Raw genomic sequence first — 21,368 nt, 5'->3', positions numbered from 1 at the left:
TGGTTCAGGCCGATATGATATGGATCTGATACGATTGTGGTTAATAACCCGTTGGCACCCGATCAAATCGTTGAGACAGGTCGTATACGATTAATTCATGCATAAAGGCATGAGGTGAGCCAGGCGATGCTGCGTTGCATTGGTAAGGAACGCTTCTGCAGTGCGCAGCGTGTCCATAAGAAAAACAACAACTTCCTTTTCATAAGCCTCCAGTACAGCAGCAACCGTAAAGTTGTCAGCCTGAAACGTTAGCATGGCGCGATCGACAGGCAAACTTTTTCGTAAGGGCGATTTTAAAACGACAACAATCGTTTGAGTATCCTTGTATGGATAAGCGTCAGCCACAAACGAAAGCTTGTTAACGGCAATTATTTCGTTATCTAATTTGGACATGGTACGGTAGATATTAGATTTTCTGGGGTAAATATATTTAAACTATAATTAATAATAAGTTAGTAAATTGACTTATTCGACACCTGGTTATTATCTATGTTAAGAAAGTGTAAATATAGAGAATTTGTAGTTTTTTAAATAATTAAATTTTAGACATATTCTGAATATAAGGATGTAGAAGAGTAAAAACGGTAGCATGATGGGGCAAAATTACTTTGCCTTTTTATCCGGGCTGCAATGAGCATCAGCTCAGTAACTGTAGTAGGTCCGCTTTCGACAACGATTTTAAAACGGAGTTATCCGTCCGTACAAGGTTGTGGGCCAGTTCTTTTTTTGTCTCCTGAAGTTCCAGGATCTTCTCCTCAATTGTATTCGGGCAAATTAGCCGAACGGCAATAACATTTTTTTTCTGACCAATTCGGTAACTCCGGTCGATAGCCTGATTTTCGACGGCCGGATTCCACCAGGGATCAACCAGATAAACGTAATCGGCCTGGGTTAGATTAAGACCGGTGCCCCCGGCTTTTAAACTGATCAGGAATACCCTGACCGTATCGTTATCCTGAAAGTTATTGACACTGGCAGCCCGGTTGTTTGTTTGTCCGGTCAGGTATTCAAACCCGATCTGTCGGGTCTCCAGTTCTTTTTTAATCAGGTCGAGCATGGTTACGAACTGAGAGAACACCAGAATTTTATGGTTAGGTGCTTTGCTCTCGATCTGCTCCATCAGCACGTCAATCTTTGCCGACGAATCACCATAGAATTCGTCGTCGTTGAGCAGGACCGGCGCGTTGCAGATCTGGCGCAACTTTGTAAGGCCCTGCAACACATGCAGGCGGGCCCTGGGAATATCCCCTTCTTTGGTCGTCAGGAGGTAGTTGCGAAACTCCCGCTCATAGGCGTCATAGACCCTTCGCTGCTCCGGTCCCATATCGCAGTGGAGCACCATTTCTGTTTTGTCAGGAAGTTCGGTGGCTACCTGTCGTTTGGTCCGGCGCAGAATAAACGGGCTGATCTTTTTCTGTAATTCGCGGGCACGCTGAAAATCATCAAACTTGTCGATGGGCGTTGAATAGTGCGCCTTGAAGTGGTTGTAACTACCCAGCAAGCCCGGGCAGGCAAACGATAACTGCCCGTATACATCGAAGGTATGGTTTTCGATGGGGGTTCCGGTCAGCACAATGCGGTTGCGTGACTGAAGTAGCCGAGCCGCCTGGTACCGCTGCGATTCGGGATTTTTGATCGCCTGCGACTCATCCAGAAAAATGTAGTTGAAGGGATATTCTTTTAAAAACTGAATCTCGGATAACAGGGTGCCGTACGATGTGAGGATGACATCGTATTGATCGAAATCCTTCTTTTTCAGCCCTCGGTTAGCCCCGTAAAAAGTGTGCATCCTCAGGCTGGGGGCAAACTTCGCCACTTCGGCCTGCCAGTTGAACAGCAGCGATTTAGGCACAACGACCAGATTAACGCCCGCCCGCTTTTTTGTTCGCTGGAGCAGGATAAACGCAATGATCTGAACCGTTTTGCCAAGCCCCATATCATCCGCCAGGCATCCGCCAAAACCAAGGTCATCGAGGAAGTTGAGCCAATTGAGCCCCTCTTTCTGATAGTCGCGGAGGGTCGTTTGCAGTTCACCGGGTACGGCCACGGATTGGATGGACGTGAAGTCGCCAAACCCTTTCGCGAACAGGGCCAGCCGGTCTTTCACGTCGTTCATTAACTCCTCTTCCGCGTACAGTTCGCGGATGGTCGAAAAATTGACATTGGGCGTTCGGATACGCTCGCCAACGACCTCACCCGCCTGGAAATAGGCCGAAAAACGATCGAGCCACTCGCTGGGCAACACCCCCTGTGTGCCGTCATCCAGGGTAACGAACCGGCTTCGGTTCTTAATGGCTTTGTGCAAATGCTTCAGCGATACGGTCTGCTTTCCGTAGGAGATACCCAACTCGGTGTCGAACCAGTTGAGGCCGCTGCTGACCGTAACGGCTACTTTTGCCTTGTTCGGGTTGAGCCGGTTCTTTGTCAGTGTGTTGAAGCCGAGGATATTAATATTCTGGTTTCGCCACGCATCGAAGGCCTCTAAAAACCAGCCCTCATCCAGCACGTGTTTTTTATGCAGATAGAAAAAGGTCTGATTCGGCTGATCGTAGAAATCGGGGTGCTGGCGCATGACGGCCATGGTAAACTGAATTTCGGCCGCTTCGTCCCGAGCTACTGAAAACGGCTTTCCTTTTCGATCAACCGAATGAATTTGCCGTTTAGAGAGCACAGGCACTTCGGCACTCCCATATTTCATGACCGGCGTCAGGAGCACGTAGTTCTCCGAGTCGGACAGGTAGATGATGCATTCGCGCTCCTGATCGAATCCGCTTTCGGTCAGTTGGGCAGGGGTAGCCGGTTTCAGGTAAGCATAGTCGATAAAGATCTGATCTTCGAGTTCGGCCAGCACCGTTTGCTGAAAGGCATCGTATTTGGATTGATGGACTGCAATTTTACTCTTCTTTTTGGCGAAGAACTGAATGACGCGCCGGTAAGCCGGATTGTCGATTAAATACAGGGTGTCATCCAGCAAGATGAAATAGTCGTACCGAAGGGGTAATGTGTGTATCCCATGCGTTGTACCGTTAATGGTCATGACGCCCGACACTTCATAAAAACTGTCGATTTGCTGAACCGTTAACCGAAGGTCGGCCGTTAGGCGGGTCAGTCTGATCGGGACCAGCGAATGAGCTGTGATGTTCTCCGATACGCTTCCGGAATGGTAATAGAATGCCAGTTTTGACGGATTTTCGGTTACCAGCCGTAAGCTGGCCAAGTCGGTATCTTCGTTTTTTGCCCGGTGGTGATTCTGAAACTGGGCAATGGCTGAATAAAACTTCGCGTCCTTCAGGTTGTCCACTTTTGTTAACACCTCAAATGGCTGGAGGGCTGTCAATGGGTTTTTGGGTTTCCCGTTTCGGGCAGTAGCGGACTCGAAAAGCTCCAGGCAAAAATTATCGTAAAAGCGGTGTTTGGTAAAGACCACGATCCGTTTTTGGGTTGGGACAGATTCCGCAAACATCGGCGCCTGCCGGGCCGGTTTCGGTAATAAACTATCTCTCAGTAAAGTACTGTCGGACTGCGAAAACGGAATAAGTTCGGAACGCTTCGGACGGATGTGAATGGATTTGTTCTCGAAAGTCAACTGAAAAAAGTCGTCGAGCCGGGGTTCGTTTTCCAGGCCATACGCTTTAGCCACCGGTTTTATAACCTCATAGCGCAGCGCCTGGTCGAAAAAGACACGCAACTCCCGGCGCCAGAGCAGGCTTGCTAATACCTGCGCCTGATGGCTGCACAGTTGGTCTTTAGGCGTATCGCAGGAACAGGAAACGAGCAGGGCATCAGCTGTCTGCCGAACGGAAACAAACGGGAAATACGCTACCCGGGATGCACTGGTAAACAAACCCTGATCGACCTCTATCGTCTCCGGCAGAATACCCGCATAGTCATCTGTAGTTGGCAGAAAACCGCCACTATGTCGGGCTATAGCACTATCCGTCAGCGTAGGAATGGTGACTCCGTCCAGGCGATAGTCGCAGGACTCATGGTCAGGATTCCGGTTATCTGGTGGAAGTGGCATAATGAATAATGATTCCGGTTGTCTACAGGCAAATAACGAATATTAGCGGGGCCGTTAGTCGCTGCTTTTTACTTTTTTTCGCACAGAGTGTGTTGAAAAAGCACGGATTTGGATCGGTCAAAACAGCGCCCAGAGGGCTTGTTTTCGTTTTTCCTGCCAGTCACAACCGGGCTTCGGCCATTGGCTCGTCTATATCTGTTGATTTCGACTGGTTGCGAATGACTCGCTGACCAATCAAGAGCACTAGTAAGCCACCAACGATGCAGAACGTCATGACACCCACCATGGGCATAGCCGTGTTGTTGTGCAGCAGACTAACGCAGGCCGAAACGATTGAGCCGAACCCCATGCGGAAGCTGCCCATCAGGGCGGCTGCACTGCCCGCATGACGCGAAAAGGGAGCCAGCGACAGAGCCGATGCATTGGGGTTGGTGATACCCTGTCCGCCCAGAAACAGGAATAGCATCAAGATCAGGCCATATTGACCATACCAGCCTGCCCAGGTACCCAGCACAAGGAAAAGGCCCACAACGGTTTGATAAATGAGCGTCGTAAAAATGATCTGTTCGTTACTGAACCGCTTCAGCAGAAATCGATTTAACTGGGTTGGCGCGATCAGGGAGATCGCCAAAAACGCAAAGATCCAGCCGTATTCCTGCGCACTGACATGGTAAATGTTCATGAACACGTCGGATGAACCCGCCAGATACGCAAATGGGGCCGAGGTGGCAATACCGCCCACCAGCGCATAGGTCAGAAATTGAGGCTGCTTCAGGACAGTGTAAAAACTGCCCATGACGGCTTTTGGCCGCAGCGATAAGCTGGTGTCGGCCGGTTTTCCGTTTGGCAAAACAAAGTAAATCCCAATCAGCATCAGGATGGTGATGATCGCCAGAATAACGAAGATCGAATGCCAGCCGAAAGCCACCGTTGCATAGCCCCCAACGGTGGGCGCCACCATGGGTGAAACGGCTACGACCAGCGATAACAGCGAAAAGACCTGCGCAATCTGACTAACCGGAAACAGGTCCCGTACCAGCGCCTGAGCGGCTACCAGGCCTACACAGCCACCCAGTGCCTGAAAAAGGCGCATCAGGATTAGCATATCGATGGAGGCACTCAACGCACAGCCAACGGAAGCGATACCATATACAACCAAGCCGGCATAAAGCGGTAGTTTTCGGCCAAATCGATCCAGTAACGGGCCATACAACAGCTGCCCCACCGAGATACCGATCAAATAAGCCGTTAGGGAAAGTTGAACCTGCGAAATGGAGGTGTGGAGATCGCTGGCAATAGCCGGAAAACCCGGCAAGTACATGTCAATGGAAAACGGACTGATCGTAGAAAGAGCCCCTAAGATCAGGATAATAATAAAATGCTGTCGGCGAGTCATAAACTCCTGGAAGAGATACAGTATTGAATACGCGGCAGCGTACATGTTTGTTCCCGCTGGCGAGCCAGTTGTTAGGGTAGGTACGCATTCAGTGGCCGCCGGCATCAGTGGCTGCAATAGTTCATAGTATACTCTTGTTTTATTTTCTTTATAAGAAATATAATAACTTGTAGTTTATAATATGTTATTTTTGTGCTATATAATAAGGTAGATTACTACTATCAGGTGTCTATGAGATTGCGATTTGTATTGTTGGTTTTGATGGTTGTGCATATGGGCGGGTGCATCAAACTTCCAGCTCCTACACCGCCTGATTTATTGACCAATATAGTGGGTAATTATAAAGTAACAGCATTTACCATCATTAGTACGCTGCCTTTCCCCACCGCCGGAATCAGTAGTGGCAGCGCTGTAATTACTCGAAATGGCAGTGCGATGAACACCGTAAAAATGGCAGTTTCTTACGTGATCAATAACGCAGGGGTAGAAACTAAACTGGCTCAAACGAAAACGATCGAACTCCGGCAATCGGGCAGTTCCTTCGATTTATATGATGGTACGACTAAAATCGGCACGCTGACGGGTGCTGTCATTACCGTCAGTCAGTATTCATTCAGTGGCTTTGTGGTTGATTTTACGGCAACGAAATAGCCACAGGCTGCTTGTTCGCCTGACGTTATTTCGCTTTCCAGGTATTGTTGCGCTCATCAGCGTCCATGAAAATGCCGCCCTGAAGGCTGATCGATTCTACCTTCTTCTTCGTAGGAATCTTCACAACTGCCAAACGCTGGTTGGCCTGCCAGATGGCCGGTGTCTGGTGGACTGTCTGGGAGGTGCCGTCGGTGAATTTCACAACCACATCCATTGGGGCTACATACCCGCCAATGTTCTGAATGGTAACGGTCGACAGCGTTGGGGTTGTCACGACTTTCTGAATGGCAAAGTCGATGTAGTTCGTGCTGAAGAACCAGTTGTTCCAGAACCAGTTCAGGTCTTTACCCGATGCGTTGTTGAAGCTGTAGAACATATCCCAGGGCGTGGGGTGTTTTCCGTGCCAGCGGCTCATAAATTCGTGGAGGCTCTTTTTGAAGTCGGCATCCCCCAATAATTCTTTCAGCGCCAGATAGCCCAAGGCAGCTTTCCCGTATTCATTATTGCCCATCGCTGCTCCGCTCAGCACATTGGCCGGGGTGACAATGGGCAGATCCTGTTCTGCCGATGGGTCCTTTATCCAGCCCCGAACCCGGAACATCTGGAAGTTCTGCGTGGCCTGTTCGTTCCCTAAATCGGCCTGGCTAATCAGGTACTCAAAGGCCGTAACCCAGCCTTCGTCCATGAACCCGTACCGTGTTTCGTTTATGCCCATGTAGAACGGAAACCAGGTGTGGGCAATCTCATGCTCAGCCACGAACCGGGAAAAATTCAGGTCGTTGGTGCTGCCATCGTTCACCATCATGGGATATTCCATGTCGGCAAATCCCTGAATGATCGTTGTTTTAGGGTAGGGGTAGGGTATACCGGGAAGGTTGTTGGAGAACCAGTCGAGGGCGTGCCGACCAAAGCCAACCATTTGGTGGAAATCCTGGGCCGTGTCCAGAAAAGCCGCCTGGACACTGGATCGGCGATTGGTTTTCTTGTCGACCACCACGCTCGACGCATCCCACACATAGTGGTTACTGATACAAAGAGCCATATCAGGAACGTAACTGGCCTTCCATTTCCAGGAGTTGACCGGCTGCTGCGTCGTTACGTTTTTGGCCATTAATTCGTTGAGGGTAGCCACGTGAACAAGGGCATCCGTTTGCATGGATTCGCTCAGGCGTTTGGCGTAGGTGGGTTGCAGGACTTCGCTGGCATTCTGTAAATCGCCGGTAGCCCAAACGATGTAATCTTTTGGCACGTTGACCGTGAGGGTGTACTCGTTGAAATCGCTGTAAAACTCCTGCGCTTCGGTAAACGTGGTGCGATCCCAGCCGTAATAATCATCCATGACGGCGATGCGAGGGTAGAAATAAGCCAGAAAGAAAGTGGTTGAATCCAGCACCCCTTCGCGCCCGCTTTCGACAGATACATCGTAGTGCCATTGGAACGCAAGCTTAACAGAGTCTCGGGGCATTAATGGCTGGGTGAGCGCCATTTGTCGTTGGGTCGCGTTCCCGGCATCACGCCAGATTTTATCGTTCCGGCCTTCCGTGTATTTGTCAATGTGAATACCCGAGGTTAAATAATCGGCCGACGCTGGCGACTGCCGCACCGCGCCAGGCTGGTGGCTGTTTAGGAACAACTTGAAAACGAGGGCACGCAGGGTGTCCGGGCTATTGTTTATATAGGTGATCTCTTCGGTACCGCGGATGGTACGGCTGGGTGGCGTGGCTGTAATGGTGATGTTGTAGCGGGCGGTATTCTGCCAGTAGTTCTTTCCGGGTCTCCCATCCATCGATCGGGTACCTTTCTGGTAGGCCTGCTTCACGTTTCGTGGCATGTACAATCCCTGAGCTGTGGCAGTTTCAGCAAAAATGGTCAGGCAAAAAGCGAAAATGAATAGTTTCATGGGCATACGATGCTGGAAGAGGTAGTACCGATCGGCGAAATGTCCAGCCGCCCCGATCGGTATTACAGGGTTGCAAGCTACAAAAAAGGAGGCAACCCGAGTGGTTGTTGATGAGTCTGGTTGTCAAAAAGCTTACACGATCACCATGGATACGCGCCCAATCAATATCCTGTTGATCGTGTCAAAAACGCGTTTAAAGGAATATGAAATTAGACTATTCTTGTTTGTGTGCATTTGTTTGGTAGAAAAGCGTAATATTAAACTGTAAACTCACTGTAACACCAGCAAGCTTATTGTTTATTCTGCTAAATGAAAAAACGCCTACTTGGTATTTGCCTTCTTTATACGGTTCTGGTCACGGTGGTTTGTGGTCAGTCATTCAATGCCAAAACCATTCCGGAAGCCACGGTCACTGGCTTACACGAGGCCATGCAGGCCGGAAAACTGACGGCTGTTCAACTCGTACAATTGTACCTTGACCGAATTGACGCCTATGATAAACAGGGGCCTTATCTAAACGCCATCATCATGGTGAACCCCAAAGCCATGACCGAAGCCCGGCATCTGGATTCGCTCTACAAGGCCACTGGTAAACTGGTGGGGCCGCTGCACGGTATCCCGGTTATCGTAAAAGACAATTACGATACCTACGACATGCCCACAACCAACGGCACGCTGGCCATGAAAAAGTCGATTCCGCCTGATGATGCCTTTGTGGTACGGAAAATCAGGGAGGCTGGTGCCATCATTATCGCCAAATCGAATCTGGCAGAATTTGCCTTTTCGGGGCAGTTTTCGGTAAGTTCAATTTTACCCGGCTACTCCCGAAACCCCTACGACACCAAACGGACTACGGCCGGGTCGAGTGGAGGGACGGCCGCTGCGGTGGCGGCTAACTTCGGGGCGATTGGGTTGGGAACGGATACCGGAAGTTCCATTCGCGGACCGGCTTCGCACCAGAGTCTGGTGGGTTTTCGGCCAACACTGGGTCTCGTTAGCCGGGATGGAATAGCGCCGTTGTCGATGACCAACGATACCGGCGGACCAATTTGCCGAACGGTAGAAGATGCCGTTCGGGTGCTGGATGTCATTGCCGGATACGACAAAGCCGATACGGTGACCAGGCGAAGTATAGGTAAAATTCCGCAGACCTACCGCCAGTTTCTGGACAAGGATGGCTTGAAAGGAGCGCGAATTGGCGTTTTTCGGCAGATGGTCATGTCAAAGAATTCAGACCCTCAAGTGTATGCCCTGTTCAACAAAGCCCTTGATGAACTTCGGGCTGCGGGCGCTATCGTCGTTGATTCGGTTCGGGTGCCGGAACTGGATACGATCAATAAATCGTTCGATACGATTCCGCAGTTACGACGCGACTTTAATTTGTATCTGGCCAGTCTGGGGCCCAATGCACCCCATAAAACACTGGAGTCCATCGTTAAATCGCGGCAGTTTCATCCTTATCTGGAAAAGGGCTTGATGGATGCTATCGCCGATACGCTGGCCCCGGAAGCGCATAAAGGCTGGGGGAAAAATCTGGCGTTGCGGGAGCGGCTTCGGCGGTTATTGCTTCGGGCCATGGACTCCACGCAGGTCGATGTGCTGGTCTATCCTTCGTTCAGCTACCCACCACGGCTCATCGGTGACCTGAACACACCCTCGGGAACCAACAACAACGCTCTGTCGCCCCCGACGGGCTTTCCGGCTTTCTCGGTACCGATGGGTTTTACCTATGGCGTGCTGCCCGCCGGTTTGCAGTTCTTCGGCCGGCCGTTCAGTGAGCCAACGCTGATTAAACTGGCCTATGCCTATGAGCAAGCCACGCACCACCGCGTGCCTCCGGCGAGCACACCGCCCTTACCGAAAAAAAAGCATAGAGTATTGGTGCAGTAGAAGACTACCGAGTGTCAAAATGCCGAACCGTCCGGGTCGGGTGTGAACTATTCAGCACACCCGACCCGGACGGTTCGGCATTTTGACACTCGGTACGAGAGAATTAAATCCCCAATGGGCCGCCCAGGGTAACGTCTGAGTCAGGGCTGTGGGCCGCATGACGACCTTCGTGGTGGCTACCGGGGTGTTTTTCCTCTTCTTCTTTAGAGCGCTTGTTCACAAAGGATTCGGCCAGAATAGTTAACCGGCGGTCTTCTTCCTTTTCTTCTTCCAGCGTTTGAGCGAGCAATTCTGCCGACTGGCTAAAGTCAAGTGTACGGGCCAACGTCAGGAGTGATCCATAGGCCGCAATTTCATAGTGCTCAATCTTTTGGGCCGCAATAATCAAACCGGCATCGCGGGTCAGCGATCCCTTTTCGGTTTCGGAAATAACCCGCCGGGAATCGCTAATCAGGCCGTCGATGGCATCTGAAAGATGATTGTCCGTTTTGATGCCGATAATCCGGAAGATGTCCTCAAGCCGGTCTACCTGAAGGCGACTCTGCTCCTGGTGCGTTAGTAACGCATTCCGTACTTCGTTGGTTGTGCTGGCTTCGGCTTGATCACCCAGCGCATCAACGGCCCGCTTCTCCGCGTAATAAACGCTCTTCAATTCACTGATAAACAAGTCCCGTAATCCTTCGTCGGTATTCGAATCATTGCCACTAAAAAAACTTGCTATACGATCTGTCAGGTTTGCCATTCCAGTAACTAATTAAATGTAATCTGATTTTTTGGTGTACGATCACTCAATAACGTACCAGATGTTGATCATCAGGTAGTTGTCAATTAATTTGTGTGAATTTAGTAAGGCGTTTTACGGCATTTGCCGTAGATGTTTAACCCTGTTTAACCCCGTACACTATACTATAAACGGTTAGTTACCCGGCAATTGTTATGAGTTACCCTTAAATATATTTATACCGGCTCCAGTCAATACCCGGCCGCCTGTCCATCTTTGCGCATCTCGGTTGCGCCCCGATAAATTCGGTTCAAAATGTCCCACTGAATAGCCTGATAACCGCCAAAAAAATCGGTTGATGCCAGGCGGTGCCCACGTTTCTCCAGTTCGGCTCTAACGCTGGCAGAAATACCGCTTTCCAACGCCAGTTTACCGCCGTCGTTCATCAGGGTACCAATGGGTTCACTGCTTCCCGAATGGCTGAACCGGGCTGCATCCCCCGCTTCCTGTACATTCATGCCAAAGTCGATGATGTTGCACAGTATCTGCAAGTGACCCTGGGGCTGCATGGCACCCCCCATCACGCCAAAACTTAGAAAGGGTTCTCCGTTCTTCATGACAAAACCCGGAATGATCGTATTGAACGGCCGTTTGCCCGGTGCGTACACATTGGCATGGGCGGGTTCCAGATTAAAACTGGTGCCCCGGTTATGGAAAACAAACCCCAGACCATCGGGTACGAGGCCACTGCCAAACTCCAGCATGTTACTCTGGATGAGCGAAACCATGTTGCCCTGTTCATCAGCCACGGTCAAATAAACGGTGTCGCCCGCACGGAGGGTGGGGTCCCCCGCATCCAGATGGTCAGACGCTTTCGTTATATCAATTTGTTTGCGCCGGGTGGCGGCATAGTCTTTAGAGAGGAGGGCACTAACGGGTACGTTGGAAAACGCGGGGTCGGCATAGTATCTGGCGCGATCTTCGAAGGCTAACTTCTTGGCTTCGACCAGCAGATGCAGGTAATCGGCACTGTTATGGCCCAGGCTCTTCAGGTCGTAGCCTTCCAGGATGTTGAGCATCTGCAAAACGGCAATGCCCTGTCCATTGGGCGGTAACTCAAAAACATCGTAGCCGCGGTAGTTCACCGAAACCGGGTCGACCCAAGTGCTCTTGTGAGCGGCCAGATCGGCTTTGCGCAGGTATGAGCCAACCCGACGGGCATACCGGTCCATAGCATCGGCCAGACTGCCTTTATAGAAAACATCACGCCCCCCGGCCGCTATTTTCTCGTAGGTCGTAGCCAGGTCCGGGTTTTTGAACAGCTGCCCTTCTACGGGGGCTTTGCCGTCGGTCAGGAAGGTATGCCGGAAGTTGCCGAACGCCTGAATAATTGATTCGCTGGCCGCTAAACGAGCGGCTGCCACCTGCCACGAGTAGGCGATCACCTGCGGCACCGGTACCCCTTCTCGTGCATACCGAATGCTTGGTGCGAGCAGGGAGCGCATGGGCAATTTGCCAAAACGCTGGTGTAGGGTGAACCAGCCATCAACCGTACCCGGAACGGATACCGAAAGCGGTCCATAGAGTGGTATCTGCGTTCGGTTTCCTAATACATTACGTAATTCCTTATACGTCAGGCCCATGGGCGAGCGGCCACTGGCGTTGAGACCATACAGCTTACGGTCCTTCGCCGACCAGACTAGGGCAAACAAATCGCCCCCGATACCACCATTGTTTGGTTCAACTACGCCGAGCGCTGCATTGGCCGCAATGGCTGCGTCTACCGCCGTTCCTCCCTGTTTCAACATGTCCAGAGCAATCTGCGTCGCCAGTGGATGACTGGTTGCCACCAGGCCATGCCGAGCCAGAATCGGGCTTCGGGTGGCGAAGTTAGGGCCCGTGATCCGGTCGCCTTTCCCCGTTGGTTGCCCGTGAAGCGGTGAAGTGAGGAGCCACAGGAACCCTAAACAATAAGCAATGGCGGTTTTCATGCCGAAACAGGACGATTGTGAAAAGAAACGCTCATTAAACGCGTCTGTCAGCGTTGAGCAACCCGTAACAATTAAGATGGCCGACGGGCCATATCTACTTGTCTTGTGCGTTTCTCCTGCTTTTTCATCCCGGATGCAGGCGTAAAAAGGACATCGTTTTTGAGCGGGGATCTACTTATCGGGATGAACCGCCCCGAGACCCCTAAAAATAGTGCCGTCGGCCAGTTGGACGCAGGCACTTTTAACGATATTCCCTTTCATGGAAAATGTCCATTTCTGTTTCCCGGTGTCAGCATCCAGCGCATACATGCGATTACCACCGCCCAGGTATATGATGTTATTGACAATGGTAGGTGTCGTAATTCGGGTAGCGAACAAATTAACTTTCCATTTTAGTCCGCCATTCGTGCAGTCCAATGCATAAAACGTACCCTCTTCAGAGCTGGTATAAAGCAGGCCATTCGCAATAGTAGATGCCGAAGCAATAAAACTGTTGGGGGAGAATTGCCACCGCCTTGAGCCATCGGCCGGGGAGTAGGCAACTAACGAAGCAGGTCCATCATAGGGTACAAATAAGAGTTTACGATCTGTCGAAATACCCGCATGAATAGTATAGGCGTCGTGAATTTTCCAATTTAGTTTCCCTGTCGAGTCGTCGATGGCCAGAAGTGAGCCATTGGCATCACCGGCATACACGGTTCCGTCAATCCAGACAGGACTTGAGTAAAAGGGAAAGCCGGATTGGTAGCTCCATTTCTTTGAACCGGATTGACTATCAACGGCATAAAGCTGGCCGTCATTGGCCCCGAAATAGACGGTTCCACCACAAACCAGCGGGCAATTTTCATCGGCATTGGACAACGCAGCCCTGTATATTTGGTCGCCTGCCTGAAACGACCATTTTAAGGTGCCTGTGCCCATATCCAATGCGTAAAGCGTCGTGTAATTTTTGCCGCTATGATCCCAGAACGCTTTGTGGCTGGCAAGAGCATAAACAGTCTTATTAGCTATTCGTGCGGAGAAGATAAGACCGTCCGGAAGACGTTGCTTCCACTTTAAAGCACCGGTCTGTTCATCGAACGCATAAACGCCGGCCTCGGAGGAAGTGCCTACAATCACAAGTCCATCTGAGGCAATGGGAGCGGCCTCAATTCGGGTTTTGTCAAATGTATACTGCCATTTCAACCGCCCATGGTTAGCATCCAGCGCATATAATACGCCATTGTCCGAACTGATGAATACAGATTGCCTGGACTGGGCGGAGCTTAGAATGGTACTACTGATCAGACTAATTAATCCCAGAGATATCCGTAGAAGTGGTATAATACACATTGCCATTGACTAAAACTGATTTCAGTTAAGACAATCAAGTGTATTAATGTAACTAAAAATTATTATAATTCGACAAAATTATAGGTATATTATTATTTTAAATTCACTAAGTCTAATTTTGGAGGATACTCAAGGCTCATGAAGGATGGAGAATTATGAATAAGAGTTTGCCTGCCCATACATGGCACGGCTGAAAAATAGATTTTATCTCAGCCGTGCCACAAGTCGAAATGGATTTCCCTGGAAGATTTTATGCCGTAAAGCAGATTGATCGGGCTTTGTAAAGCAGTATTCAATCGCTTACATGTGATGGAGCAGGAAATAATGACTAGACCACTAGGCTTTTCTGAGCAAGTCCAGCAGCTTTCTGTCCAGTTTATACCCGTGCCAATCCTCGTAAGCCACATCAGCACGTCCCGAGTTTAAAATACCAAAATCGCCGATGAACTCCCAGAGAGCGAAGCCAATGCCGTTTGTCGATAAAATATCGAGGACATCGCCAAACCAGACCAGGAATACGTCGTGCGGGGTTTTGTTCCAGCTGCCACACTCCCCGCAATGGACACCAACGCCTTTGTTGACCAGCTCAATCCAGGGTTGATAGAAAGTTTCGAGCATGGCCCGACTCAGGTATTTGTCTCCCACCTGGCCCGGCCATTTGGGTTCCGGCAAGTGCTCGGGATCTTTGTTGGCCCAGGGAGCTTTGTAGTGTGAAATGATTCCAGGCGTATAGCCCCGGCAGCTTTGGGCAATGTTCAGATCGGCGATGGATGGAATAACCGACGAGCCCGTATCGTTGCCGTCGGCAATAATCAGGTGGTTTTTGTTTTCTTTCCAGATGGCTTCCGAAGCAGCCAGCGCTACTCTTCGGTACACCTCACCTGGAACCGAGCTGCGTTTTGAATGCTGGTCATTCATATCGGCCCGCATGCCGGGCTCGTTCAGCAGGTCGAAGCTGATTTTCTTCGATGATACAGTTTTATACCGTTTGGCCCACATATTCCAGTGGAAGCAGAAGGCATCGAGGGCGGCCTGGTCAGTCCAGAGGTTATACGGCTCATAAAATCCCGCGTTGACGCAATAGCCGGGTGCCCGGTGCAGGTTGAGACTGACGTGCAGATTGTGCTTGTGCGCCATGGCTACAAACCGGTCGATCCGATCGACGGCCTGTTGATCAATTTGGTACACCTCGTCGGGAGTGATGTTGCGGCTCCGGTCAAATTTTAGGTAATAGGGATAGGCCATGGGAAGCCGAACAAAGTCGAACCCCCAGTCCTGTATCCATTTGAGGTGGTCTTCCTGGGTAGCTTTCCGACTCTTTGAGGGGTCGGGAGAAAAGAAGTCAAGCAGGTTAAAGCCCTTCCATTTGGGCAATTTGTTTTTTGCTGCGGCAGTAGCGTTTGCCCTGGCTAAAATCTCGGGACCCGTCGTGCCAAGGGCTGCTGTCAGCAAACCCGTGTTCTGAATAAACGTTCTTCGTTGCATGCCGAAAAGAGCATGTCAAATCTTTAATCTACTGGTTAGCTATGATGGATAATACAGTAAAAGAAATGGGCTTTGTGCCTTATAGACGGTGTGACCGCTTGTACCCGTCGCTACTGAACTTAAGGCCGCTTTGTGGGCTAAAGGCCAGGTAGATCGTAAGGACTTTTAAAAAGAAAACCGATAACCATGAAAAAAACCATTTTCTCGTTGTGTCTGGCAACGACAATTGCTTTGTGTGTGACCGAAGGATTTGCGCAAAAGGGCAAGCCCTTGTACACCTTCCCCCTTGGTGTGGAGTCGTATACCTACCGTGCCAGTTTCCCCAAGAGTGTTATAGCTACGCTGGATACCATCAAGGCACTAGGCATCACCGATATGGAAGGTGGTGCTCCTAAAGGACTCACCGAAGCCGAATTCAAGAAATTATGTGACGAGCGCGGTATCAAGATCTCGGCAACGGGGTCTGGCTACGAGCAGATCGTGAAAGATCCCATGGATGCCGTTAATAAAGCCAAAGCACTGGGTGCATCCTTTGTGATGGTCGCCTGGATTCCTCACGAAAAGGGAAAGTTCAACCTCGAAAATGCCAAAAAAGCCGTTGAGGATTTCAACCGGGTGGGAAAAGTGCTGAAAGAAAATGGCATTACGTTCTGCTACCACAACCACGGTTATGAATTCCACCCTTATGAGGATGGGACCTTATACGACTACATCGTAAAAAATACGGACCCTAAATATGTTTCGTTCGAGATGGACATTTTGTGGACGCAGCATGGTGGTGCAGACCCCGTTGCGTTACTGAAAAAGTACGGTAGCCGCTACAAACTGATGCACCTGAAAGACCTCAAAAAAGGTGTGAAAGGCGATTTGACGGGCGGCACACCTCCCGAAAACGATGTGACTCTCGGCGATGGTCAGGTGAATATTCCTGAGATCATTCGCCTGGCGAAAAAAGCAGGCGTGAAGCACTATTACATCGAAGATGAAAGCAACAAGGAATATGAGCAAATGCCCAAGAGTATTGCCTATCTGAAAAGCCTGAGAGAGTAAATGTCAATATAGCACGATTAAAAACGGCAGCGGGTCATTCAGGCCCGCTGCCGTTTTTAGTTTAGCCGTACCCCCATTCGTATATCAAATCCCTCTGCCACATTCAATCTGGCTTTTAATCCTATCCCCACCAGATAGCGGTCCTGTATCGTAAACAGCAGTTGGTACCGCTGAAAAAACGGTCCTTCGGGAAGGGCCCCCGGTTGGATGCTGTTCCAGCCCAGGTGTGTGGTGAACGTGTACCGTCCAAGCCAAAGTTCGTAGCCGCCCAGTAAGCCCAACTGGCGATGGTTAGCCAGCTTGTTATCCCGTCGAAGCTGCTCACGGATGTAGCCATCATCCGTAAACTCTATGCCACCCGTGAAGGCGTGAAACCGGCTGACACGGTACCCCGCCGTAATCATCGATCCCCATACCCAGCCAGCCGTTTCCGGAAAACCAGTTGACGCCGGGAGTGTGCGTACCGAGCCGAACGCCATAAGGCGTGTGGTAAACCGACGGGATAAGCCAGGCTGAATCCACTGTTCCGGATCCGGAAAGCGAATTGGCTCTGGTGTATACAACAGGCCTAATCCAAGAGTAGGAAAATTCATGCCCCGGTTAGGCTGACGGATGCCGCCATTGGAGATATGATTGTACCCGGCCGTTGCCGAAAGCTGAATATGGTTGCTTAGTCGATAGTGGGCATTGACCGATAGAGCCAGAAGCCCGCTCAGTGGTGAACTGAAAAATGTGTTCGCCGGGTTGGATTCGGCATCATACACCCGTGTGAGGTAGCTCAGGCCAGCGGTTGCCCGTAGTGAAAAATAAAGTGGTTTCCGGTAGCGAATCAGTGGTTCGAAATAGCCCCCCATACCAACCGTTCGGCCCAGTTCATCGGGATTGTTGAACGATATATAATTAAAGTAAGCACCAATGCGGGCGAAACAGTTGCACCGCGCATAAGCAGCTCGGCTAAAGGCCGTTCGGCTGTAGGTAAATTCCATTCCCACGGGCCGGCTTTGTGAAATAGCCCTCAGATCAGGTGCGTGAGGGATAATAAAGCCCCCATTGATCTGGCTGCCTACATGGTGCCGGACGGAGTCGGCTGGTATCGAATGCAGGGCCACCAAAAGTTCGCTTATTAGGAGTACTAAAGGCTTCATACTGAAGGATGCATAAGAAATTCCTTAAAAATAAATAATCTTTTCGCGCAAGTTGGGTTACAATAAAAATTAGTAAAACTAGTTTATGTAAAAGTAAGACATTTATTATTGATAGTATTACTATCATTTTTAAAATTAAATCTTACATTTGACAAAAAAACCACCATTCACTATGTCTTATTCGATTCCTGTAACTGTTGCTTATGGCGACGGTATCGGCCCCGAAATTATGGAGGCAACCCTTCGTATTCTCGAAGCCGCGAAAGCCCCTCTGGCGTATGAAACTATACAGATTGGGGAAAAGGTCTATCAAAGTGGCCAATCGGCGGGTATACGGCCCGAAGCCTGGGAGTCGCTGCGCCGAACGAAGGTTTTTTTGAAAGCGCCCATTACGACCCCACAGGGGGGTGGTTTCAAAAGTTTGAACGTTACTACGCGTAAGATGCTTGGGCTGTATGCCAACGTTCGTCCGTGTATTTCCTACGCGCCTTACGTGGCCACCAAGCACCCAACGATGGATGTAGTAATTATACGGGAAAACGAAGAAGACCTATATGCGGGAATCGAACACCAGCAAACGCCGGAGGTAGTGCAGTGCCTGAAGCTCATTTCCCGGCCCGGTTGCGAGAAAATCGTTCGCTATGCCTTCAACTACGCTCGCCAGTATGGCCGCTCGAAAGTGACCTGCTTCACGAAAGACAACATCATGAAGCAAACCGATGGCCTGTTTCACCAGGTATTTGATGAGGTAGCCAAAGAATACCCGGAAATCGAAGCCGAACACTGGATTGTCGATATCGGGGCGGCCAAGCTGGCCGACACCCCCGAAGCGTTCGATGTCATCGTGATGCCTAATCTGTATGGTGATATTCTCTCGGATGTAGCTGCTCAGATTGCCGGTTCGGTTGGCCTGGCGGGTAGCAGCAACATTGGCGAAGAAGTGGCCATGTTCGAAGCGATTCATGGGTCGGCTCCCCGGCGCGCGGGTCAGAATCTGGCCAATCCATCGGGCTTGCTGCTCGGCGCTGTCATGATGTTGGTGCATCTGGGCGAGGGCGAAGTGGCCGCCCGTGTGCATAATGCCTGGCTCAAAACGCTGGAAGACGGCATTCATACCTACGATATTTATAAAGAATCGGTCAGTAAAGAGCGCGTAGGAACAAAGCAGTTTGCCGACGCCGTGATTGCTCGTATCGGTCAACTGCCTACCCTCCTGAAACCGGTTCACTACGAAAGTGTAAAGGCAAAGCCCGTAAAAGACCAGCTGACGGCCCGAAAACCTGTTGTATCGGAAACGGTAGGCGTCGATATTTTCCTCTACCATGAAAACCGGGATGCGGCCTTACTGGGAGAGTCGTTGACGCAGTACAGCGCCGGGCCATTACATTTATCCATGATCACCAACCGGGGCGTAAAAGTATGGCCCGACGGCTTTGCCGAAACGTTTTGCACGGACCACTGGCGTTGCCGGTTCAAGGCAGGCGATGCGCAGTCAATTCAGTATGAGGAGATTATTCAGCTTCAGGAAAAGCTCACCCAGGCCGGTTACCGTATTATCAAAACCGAGAACCTCTGCACATTCGACGGAAAACCAGCTTTCTCGGCTGGTCAGGGCGCTTAAGTCATCACTCTTTTTTCTCTAAAACCATGTCTGAGCCAATTCAATTTTCACTGATTAACGGGCGTTTCAGTCCGGAAGAGGTCGTTCCTATTTTGACGGGTATGACCAATGCGAAACTACAGCATCACAGCCGGAAAATTGCTCTGCACAAAACAGAGGAAGACATTAAAGCTTCGGAAAAACGCCAGAAGCAACTTGAGGCCGATTTGCGACGGGTACTGACTTTTCTACACGAAGCAGTTCAACGAGGCAGCCGGGTCGACATCGAAGGGATGATCTCTATCGTAGAGGTGCCGGTTGACGTTCAGAAGCCGCTTGACCAATAAGCAGCCGCGGATGTGCAATCAGGTAACGGGTTCACCAATCCATTAGCTGCCTGATGTCAACTCCATCGGTACTTGAGTACGGGGCGAGTACGAAAAAGGACTGTTCCTTTTCGAAAAGTGAACAGTCCTTTTATCAACAAACTGTTAAAAATAAAGTCAGCTGTCATGGATACCAATGACGTAAACATAGGGCCCGGCGAGCCTGCCGATTTGTATTTGGGTTTAGGTAACCTGGTTTATGCGCTGGCTAAAGTAGACGGCCGCATTCAATCCGAAGAAACGCAGCTCGCCCGGCAACTGCTTGGCGAACAACCGCACGGTGACCTGGCGTTGCATGCGTTTTTCCTGCTGGAAGATTGTAATGTGCCTGTTGAGGATGCCTATGCATTTGCCATGCGTCGGTTTGTCAATAACAAAAAGGTATTGACGGCTCCAACCAAAAAGCAGTTTGTCGATATTCTGGTGCGTATCGCCGATGCCTATGAGGAGACCTCTCGCAAGGAGCAGGAATTCATTAAGCGATTCCGGCGCGACATCCGTCGTTTATAAGTGATACATGAATGGGTCATTGAGTCAGGCCGGGCCGGTTCGCTGGGTATCATTCGTTAATACATGAAACCTTCTACTTTTTATTAGCCCGACGTATAACCGTATGCGGCAGGTCATATGTGAAGCAGTTCTCCCAGCCCTTAAAATCGTAATGCCACCATTCCCAGGGAAAAATGGCAAAGCCCACCTGCTCCATTGCCAACCGTAAAATGGTGCGGTGCGCCAGTGACGCGCTGTCCGATTGTGTGTAGGACTGGAACGCACGGGGCGATGTTTCGTCATAATCAGACGGCATCGATAGGCGTTTTCCGGTCTTGCGGTCGTAGAGCGACAGGTCGATGGCCATGCCCCGGTTATGACGGGACCCCTTATGGGGGTCGGCTACAAAGGTGGTGTCTTTAATAACTTCGTAGAAAATCTCCGTTACGGCATAGGGGCGGTACCCATCGAAAAAAATAAAGCCAAATCCCTGCTTCTTCAAATTTTCATTCGCCTGTTGAAGCGCCTGAGCCGCTGGTTTTCGCATGAAGACGTCGGCAGTGGGGTACAATTTCCGCTTCACCAGATTGTTAGTCGTGGCATACGTAACATCGAACTGAGCATCGGGGATAAGTGTGCGCATATCGACCAGCTCATTGTCCGGATCGGTCGCCACAATCTTCCGGTAAATCTGCACATCGTTCACCACCGGGAGGCCATACTTGCTTTTGGGCAGGTTGTAAGTGGTGGGCGTTGGCTGTGCCAGAGCGGACGGCAGCCAGCCAATCGAAAGAAAGACGAGTACAACTCGACGCAGGCGGGTAAACAGGGGCATAGTCGTTTTTACAGCTTAGATTTTCGCAATTGGTCACTCGAATTGCATCGTTGGTCAGCGACGGGGCGGCTGTTTCACCAGACCTTTGTGATGTACTTTTAGACAGACAATCACATGAAAACGCTCCTCAAATCAGAAGAACTCATTCAGTTCCTAGCCGCTATTTACCTGTTCTCCCGCCTGACGTTTGCCTGGTGGTGGTTTCCTGCCCTTATTCTCGCTCCCGACATCAGCATGATTGGCTACCTCATCAATCCGGCCATTGGCGCTGTTCTATATAACCTCGCTCACCACAAAGGATTGGGTATTGTCGTTGGCCTGCTGGGCCTGATGATGGGTAGCCAGTTGCTCATGCTTGCCGGTATCATTCTTTTTGCCCACTCCAGCATGGACCGTATGATGGGCTATGGCCTCAAATATTTCGACAGCTTCAAGCACACGAGCCTGGATTCTCTATAAAGGAACCGGCTTGTTCG

General features: G+C 50.4%; 17 protein-coding genes. 7 read left to right on the top strand and 10 right to left on the bottom strand.

The genetic code is table 11. From position 1 onward, the window contains the following. Window positions 1-90: 90 nt before the first annotated feature. From ACYVK4_RS30880 to ACYVK4_RS30870, 3 genes are all read right to left on the bottom strand, one after another. Window positions 91-393 (bottom strand): hypothetical protein, encoded by a 303-nt coding sequence (locus ACYVK4_RS30880; protein WP_461131448.1) that lies wholly within the window; start codon window positions 391-393, stop codon window positions 91-93. Window positions 394-637: 244 nt separating this feature from the next. Next, window positions 638-4,021: a DEAD/DEAH box helicase gene (locus ACYVK4_RS30875; protein ID WP_461131447.1), complete on the bottom strand. Its 3,384-nt coding sequence runs from the start codon at window positions 4,019-4,021 to the stop codon at window positions 638-640. Between the two features lie 160 nt (window positions 4,022-4,181). Next, window positions 4,182-5,417 (bottom strand): Bcr/CflA family multidrug efflux MFS transporter, encoded by a 1,236-nt coding sequence (locus ACYVK4_RS30870; RefSeq protein ID WP_461131549.1) that lies wholly within the window; start codon window positions 5,415-5,417, stop codon window positions 4,182-4,184. 231 nt (window positions 5,418-5,648) lie between these two features. On the opposite strand from ACYVK4_RS30870, the gene ACYVK4_RS30865 reads away from it, so the two are divergent. Next, window positions 5,649-6,068 (top strand): hypothetical protein, encoded by a 420-nt coding sequence (locus ACYVK4_RS30865; protein ID WP_461131446.1) that lies wholly within the window; start codon window positions 5,649-5,651, stop codon window positions 6,066-6,068. A gap of 25 nt (window positions 6,069-6,093) precedes the next feature. Here ACYVK4_RS30865 and ACYVK4_RS30860 read toward each other — a convergent pair whose 3' ends face one another. After that, entirely contained in the window at window positions 6,094-7,968 is a 1,875-nt protein-coding gene (locus ACYVK4_RS30860) for a M1 family metallopeptidase (RefSeq protein WP_461131445.1), read from the bottom strand. 309 nt (window positions 7,969-8,277) lie between these two features. Between ACYVK4_RS30860 and ACYVK4_RS30855 the strand changes: the two genes are divergently transcribed. Continuing rightward, complete coding sequence (locus tag ACYVK4_RS30855) at window positions 8,278-9,858, top strand: amidase family protein (protein WP_461131444.1); 1,581 nt, start codon at window positions 8,278-8,280, stop codon at window positions 9,856-9,858. A gap of 103 nt (window positions 9,859-9,961) precedes the next feature. On the opposite strand, the gene ACYVK4_RS30850 is transcribed toward ACYVK4_RS30855, so the two are convergent. From ACYVK4_RS30850 to ACYVK4_RS30835, 4 genes are all read right to left on the bottom strand, one after another. Beyond that, window positions 9,962-10,600 carry a YciE/YciF ferroxidase family protein gene (locus ACYVK4_RS30850; RefSeq protein WP_461131443.1) on the bottom strand — a complete coding sequence of 213 codons (639 nt, stop codon included), beginning with the start codon at window positions 10,598-10,600 and terminating at the stop codon, window positions 9,962-9,964. A 230-nt stretch (window positions 10,601-10,830) separates the two neighbouring features. Continuing rightward, window positions 10,831-12,570, bottom strand: coding sequence for a gamma-glutamyltransferase (ggt, locus tag ACYVK4_RS30845; RefSeq protein ID WP_461131442.1), 1,740 nt, complete (start codon window positions 12,568-12,570; stop codon window positions 10,831-10,833). A gap of 171 nt (window positions 12,571-12,741) precedes the next feature. Beyond that, window positions 12,742-13,908, bottom strand: a complete 1,167-nt coding sequence (locus tag ACYVK4_RS30840; RefSeq protein WP_461131441.1) for a PQQ-binding-like beta-propeller repeat protein — start codon at window positions 13,906-13,908, stop codon at window positions 12,742-12,744. 330 nt (window positions 13,909-14,238) lie between these two features. Then, window positions 14,239-15,387, bottom strand: a complete 1,149-nt coding sequence (locus ACYVK4_RS30835) for a glycoside hydrolase family 5 protein (protein ID WP_461131440.1) — start codon at window positions 15,385-15,387, stop codon at window positions 14,239-14,241. Window positions 15,388-15,573: 186 nt separating this feature from the next. Between ACYVK4_RS30835 and ACYVK4_RS30830 the strand changes: the two genes are divergently transcribed. Beyond that, window positions 15,574-16,437, top strand: a complete 864-nt coding sequence (locus ACYVK4_RS30830) for a sugar phosphate isomerase/epimerase family protein (RefSeq protein ID WP_461131439.1) — start codon at window positions 15,574-15,576, stop codon at window positions 16,435-16,437. A gap of 56 nt (window positions 16,438-16,493) precedes the next feature. Here the strand turns inward: ACYVK4_RS30830 and ACYVK4_RS30825 are convergent, their stop codons facing one another. Next, window positions 16,494-17,582 carry an acyloxyacyl hydrolase gene (locus ACYVK4_RS30825; RefSeq protein ID WP_461131438.1) on the bottom strand — a complete coding sequence of 363 codons (1,089 nt, stop codon included), beginning with the start codon at window positions 17,580-17,582 and terminating at the stop codon, window positions 16,494-16,496. Window positions 17,583-17,754: 172 nt separating this feature from the next. Here ACYVK4_RS30825 and ACYVK4_RS30820 point away from each other — a divergent pair, with 172 nt between their 5' ends. The 3 genes from ACYVK4_RS30820 to ACYVK4_RS30810 all read left to right on the top strand — a co-directional run bounded on the left by ACYVK4_RS30820 (window position 17,755) and on the right by ACYVK4_RS30810 (window position 20,078). Then, complete coding sequence (locus ACYVK4_RS30820) at window positions 17,755-19,203, top strand: NADP-dependent isocitrate dehydrogenase (protein ID WP_461131437.1); 1,449 nt, start codon at window positions 17,755-17,757, stop codon at window positions 19,201-19,203. Between the two features lie 26 nt (window positions 19,204-19,229). Then, a complete protein-coding gene (locus tag ACYVK4_RS30815) occupies window positions 19,230-19,529 on the top strand; it encodes a hypothetical protein (RefSeq protein ID WP_461131436.1) in 300 nt (99 codons plus the stop codon). Window positions 19,530-19,694: 165 nt separating this feature from the next. Next, the gene (locus tag ACYVK4_RS30810) at window positions 19,695-20,078 is read left to right on the top strand and encodes a tellurite resistance TerB family protein (protein WP_461131435.1); all 384 of its coding nucleotides are present in this window, start codon (window positions 19,695-19,697) and stop codon (window positions 20,076-20,078) included. 73 nt (window positions 20,079-20,151) lie between these two features. Here ACYVK4_RS30810 and ACYVK4_RS30805 read toward each other — a convergent pair whose 3' ends face one another. Next, complete coding sequence (locus tag ACYVK4_RS30805; RefSeq protein WP_461131434.1) at window positions 20,152-20,892, bottom strand: M15 family metallopeptidase; 741 nt, start codon at window positions 20,890-20,892, stop codon at window positions 20,152-20,154. A gap of 114 nt (window positions 20,893-21,006) precedes the next feature. On the opposite strand from ACYVK4_RS30805, the gene ACYVK4_RS30800 reads away from it, so the two are divergent. Beyond that, window positions 21,007-21,351 carry a DUF4260 domain-containing protein gene (locus ACYVK4_RS30800; protein ID WP_461131433.1) on the top strand — a complete coding sequence of 115 codons (345 nt, stop codon included), beginning with the start codon at window positions 21,007-21,009 and terminating at the stop codon, window positions 21,349-21,351. The last annotated feature ends 17 nt before the right edge of the window (window positions 21,352-21,368 follow it).

It is taken from the genome of Spirosoma aerophilum, assembly GCF_054782495.1.
Note: the sequence above shows the minus strand (reverse complement) of the source record. Positions and strands in the feature narration are given on the sequence as shown.

Coding starts and splice junctions, on each gene's coding strand:
- ACYVK4_RS30800 (WP_461131433.1), top strand. CDS start 21,007: ATGAAAACGCTCCTCAAATCAGAAGAACTCATTCAGTTCCTAGCCGCT.
- ACYVK4_RS30825 (WP_461131438.1), bottom strand. CDS start 17,582: ATGAAGCCTTTAGTACTCCTAATAAGCGAACTTTTGGTGGCCCTGCAT.
- ACYVK4_RS30810 (WP_461131435.1), top strand. CDS start 19,695: ATGGATACCAATGACGTAAACATAGGGCCCGGCGAGCCTGCCGATTTG.
- ACYVK4_RS30875 (WP_461131447.1), bottom strand. CDS start 4,021: ATGCCACTTCCACCAGATAACCGGAATCCTGACCATGAGTCCTGCGAC.
- ACYVK4_RS30820 (WP_461131437.1), top strand. CDS start 17,755: ATGTCTTATTCGATTCCTGTAACTGTTGCTTATGGCGACGGTATCGGC.
- ACYVK4_RS30805 (WP_461131434.1), bottom strand. CDS start 20,892: ATGCCCCTGTTTACCCGCCTGCGTCGAGTTGTACTCGTCTTTCTTTCG.
- ACYVK4_RS30880 (WP_461131448.1), bottom strand. CDS start 393: ATGTCCAAATTAGATAACGAAATAATTGCCGTTAACAAGCTTTCGTTT.
- ACYVK4_RS30865 (WP_461131446.1), top strand. CDS start 5,649: ATGAGATTGCGATTTGTATTGTTGGTTTTGATGGTTGTGCATATGGGC.
- ACYVK4_RS30840 (WP_461131441.1), bottom strand. CDS start 13,908: ATGGCAATGTGTATTATACCACTTCTACGGATATCTCTGGGATTAATT.
- ACYVK4_RS30860 (WP_461131445.1), bottom strand. CDS start 7,968: ATGAAACTATTCATTTTCGCTTTTTGCCTGACCATTTTTGCTGAAACT.
- ACYVK4_RS30830 (WP_461131439.1), top strand. CDS start 15,574: ATGAAAAAAACCATTTTCTCGTTGTGTCTGGCAACGACAATTGCTTTG.
- ACYVK4_RS30870 (WP_461131549.1), bottom strand. CDS start 5,417: ATGACTCGCCGACAGCATTTTATTATTATCCTGATCTTAGGGGCTCTT.
- ACYVK4_RS30850 (WP_461131443.1), bottom strand. CDS start 10,600: ATGGCAAACCTGACAGATCGTATAGCAAGTTTTTTTAGTGGCAATGAT.
- ggt (WP_461131442.1), bottom strand. CDS start 12,570: ATGAAAACCGCCATTGCTTATTGTTTAGGGTTCCTGTGGCTCCTCACT.
- ACYVK4_RS30835 (WP_461131440.1), bottom strand. CDS start 15,387: ATGCAACGAAGAACGTTTATTCAGAACACGGGTTTGCTGACAGCAGCC.
- ACYVK4_RS30855 (WP_461131444.1), top strand. CDS start 8,278: ATGAAAAAACGCCTACTTGGTATTTGCCTTCTTTATACGGTTCTGGTC.
- ACYVK4_RS30815 (WP_461131436.1), top strand. CDS start 19,230: ATGTCTGAGCCAATTCAATTTTCACTGATTAACGGGCGTTTCAGTCCG.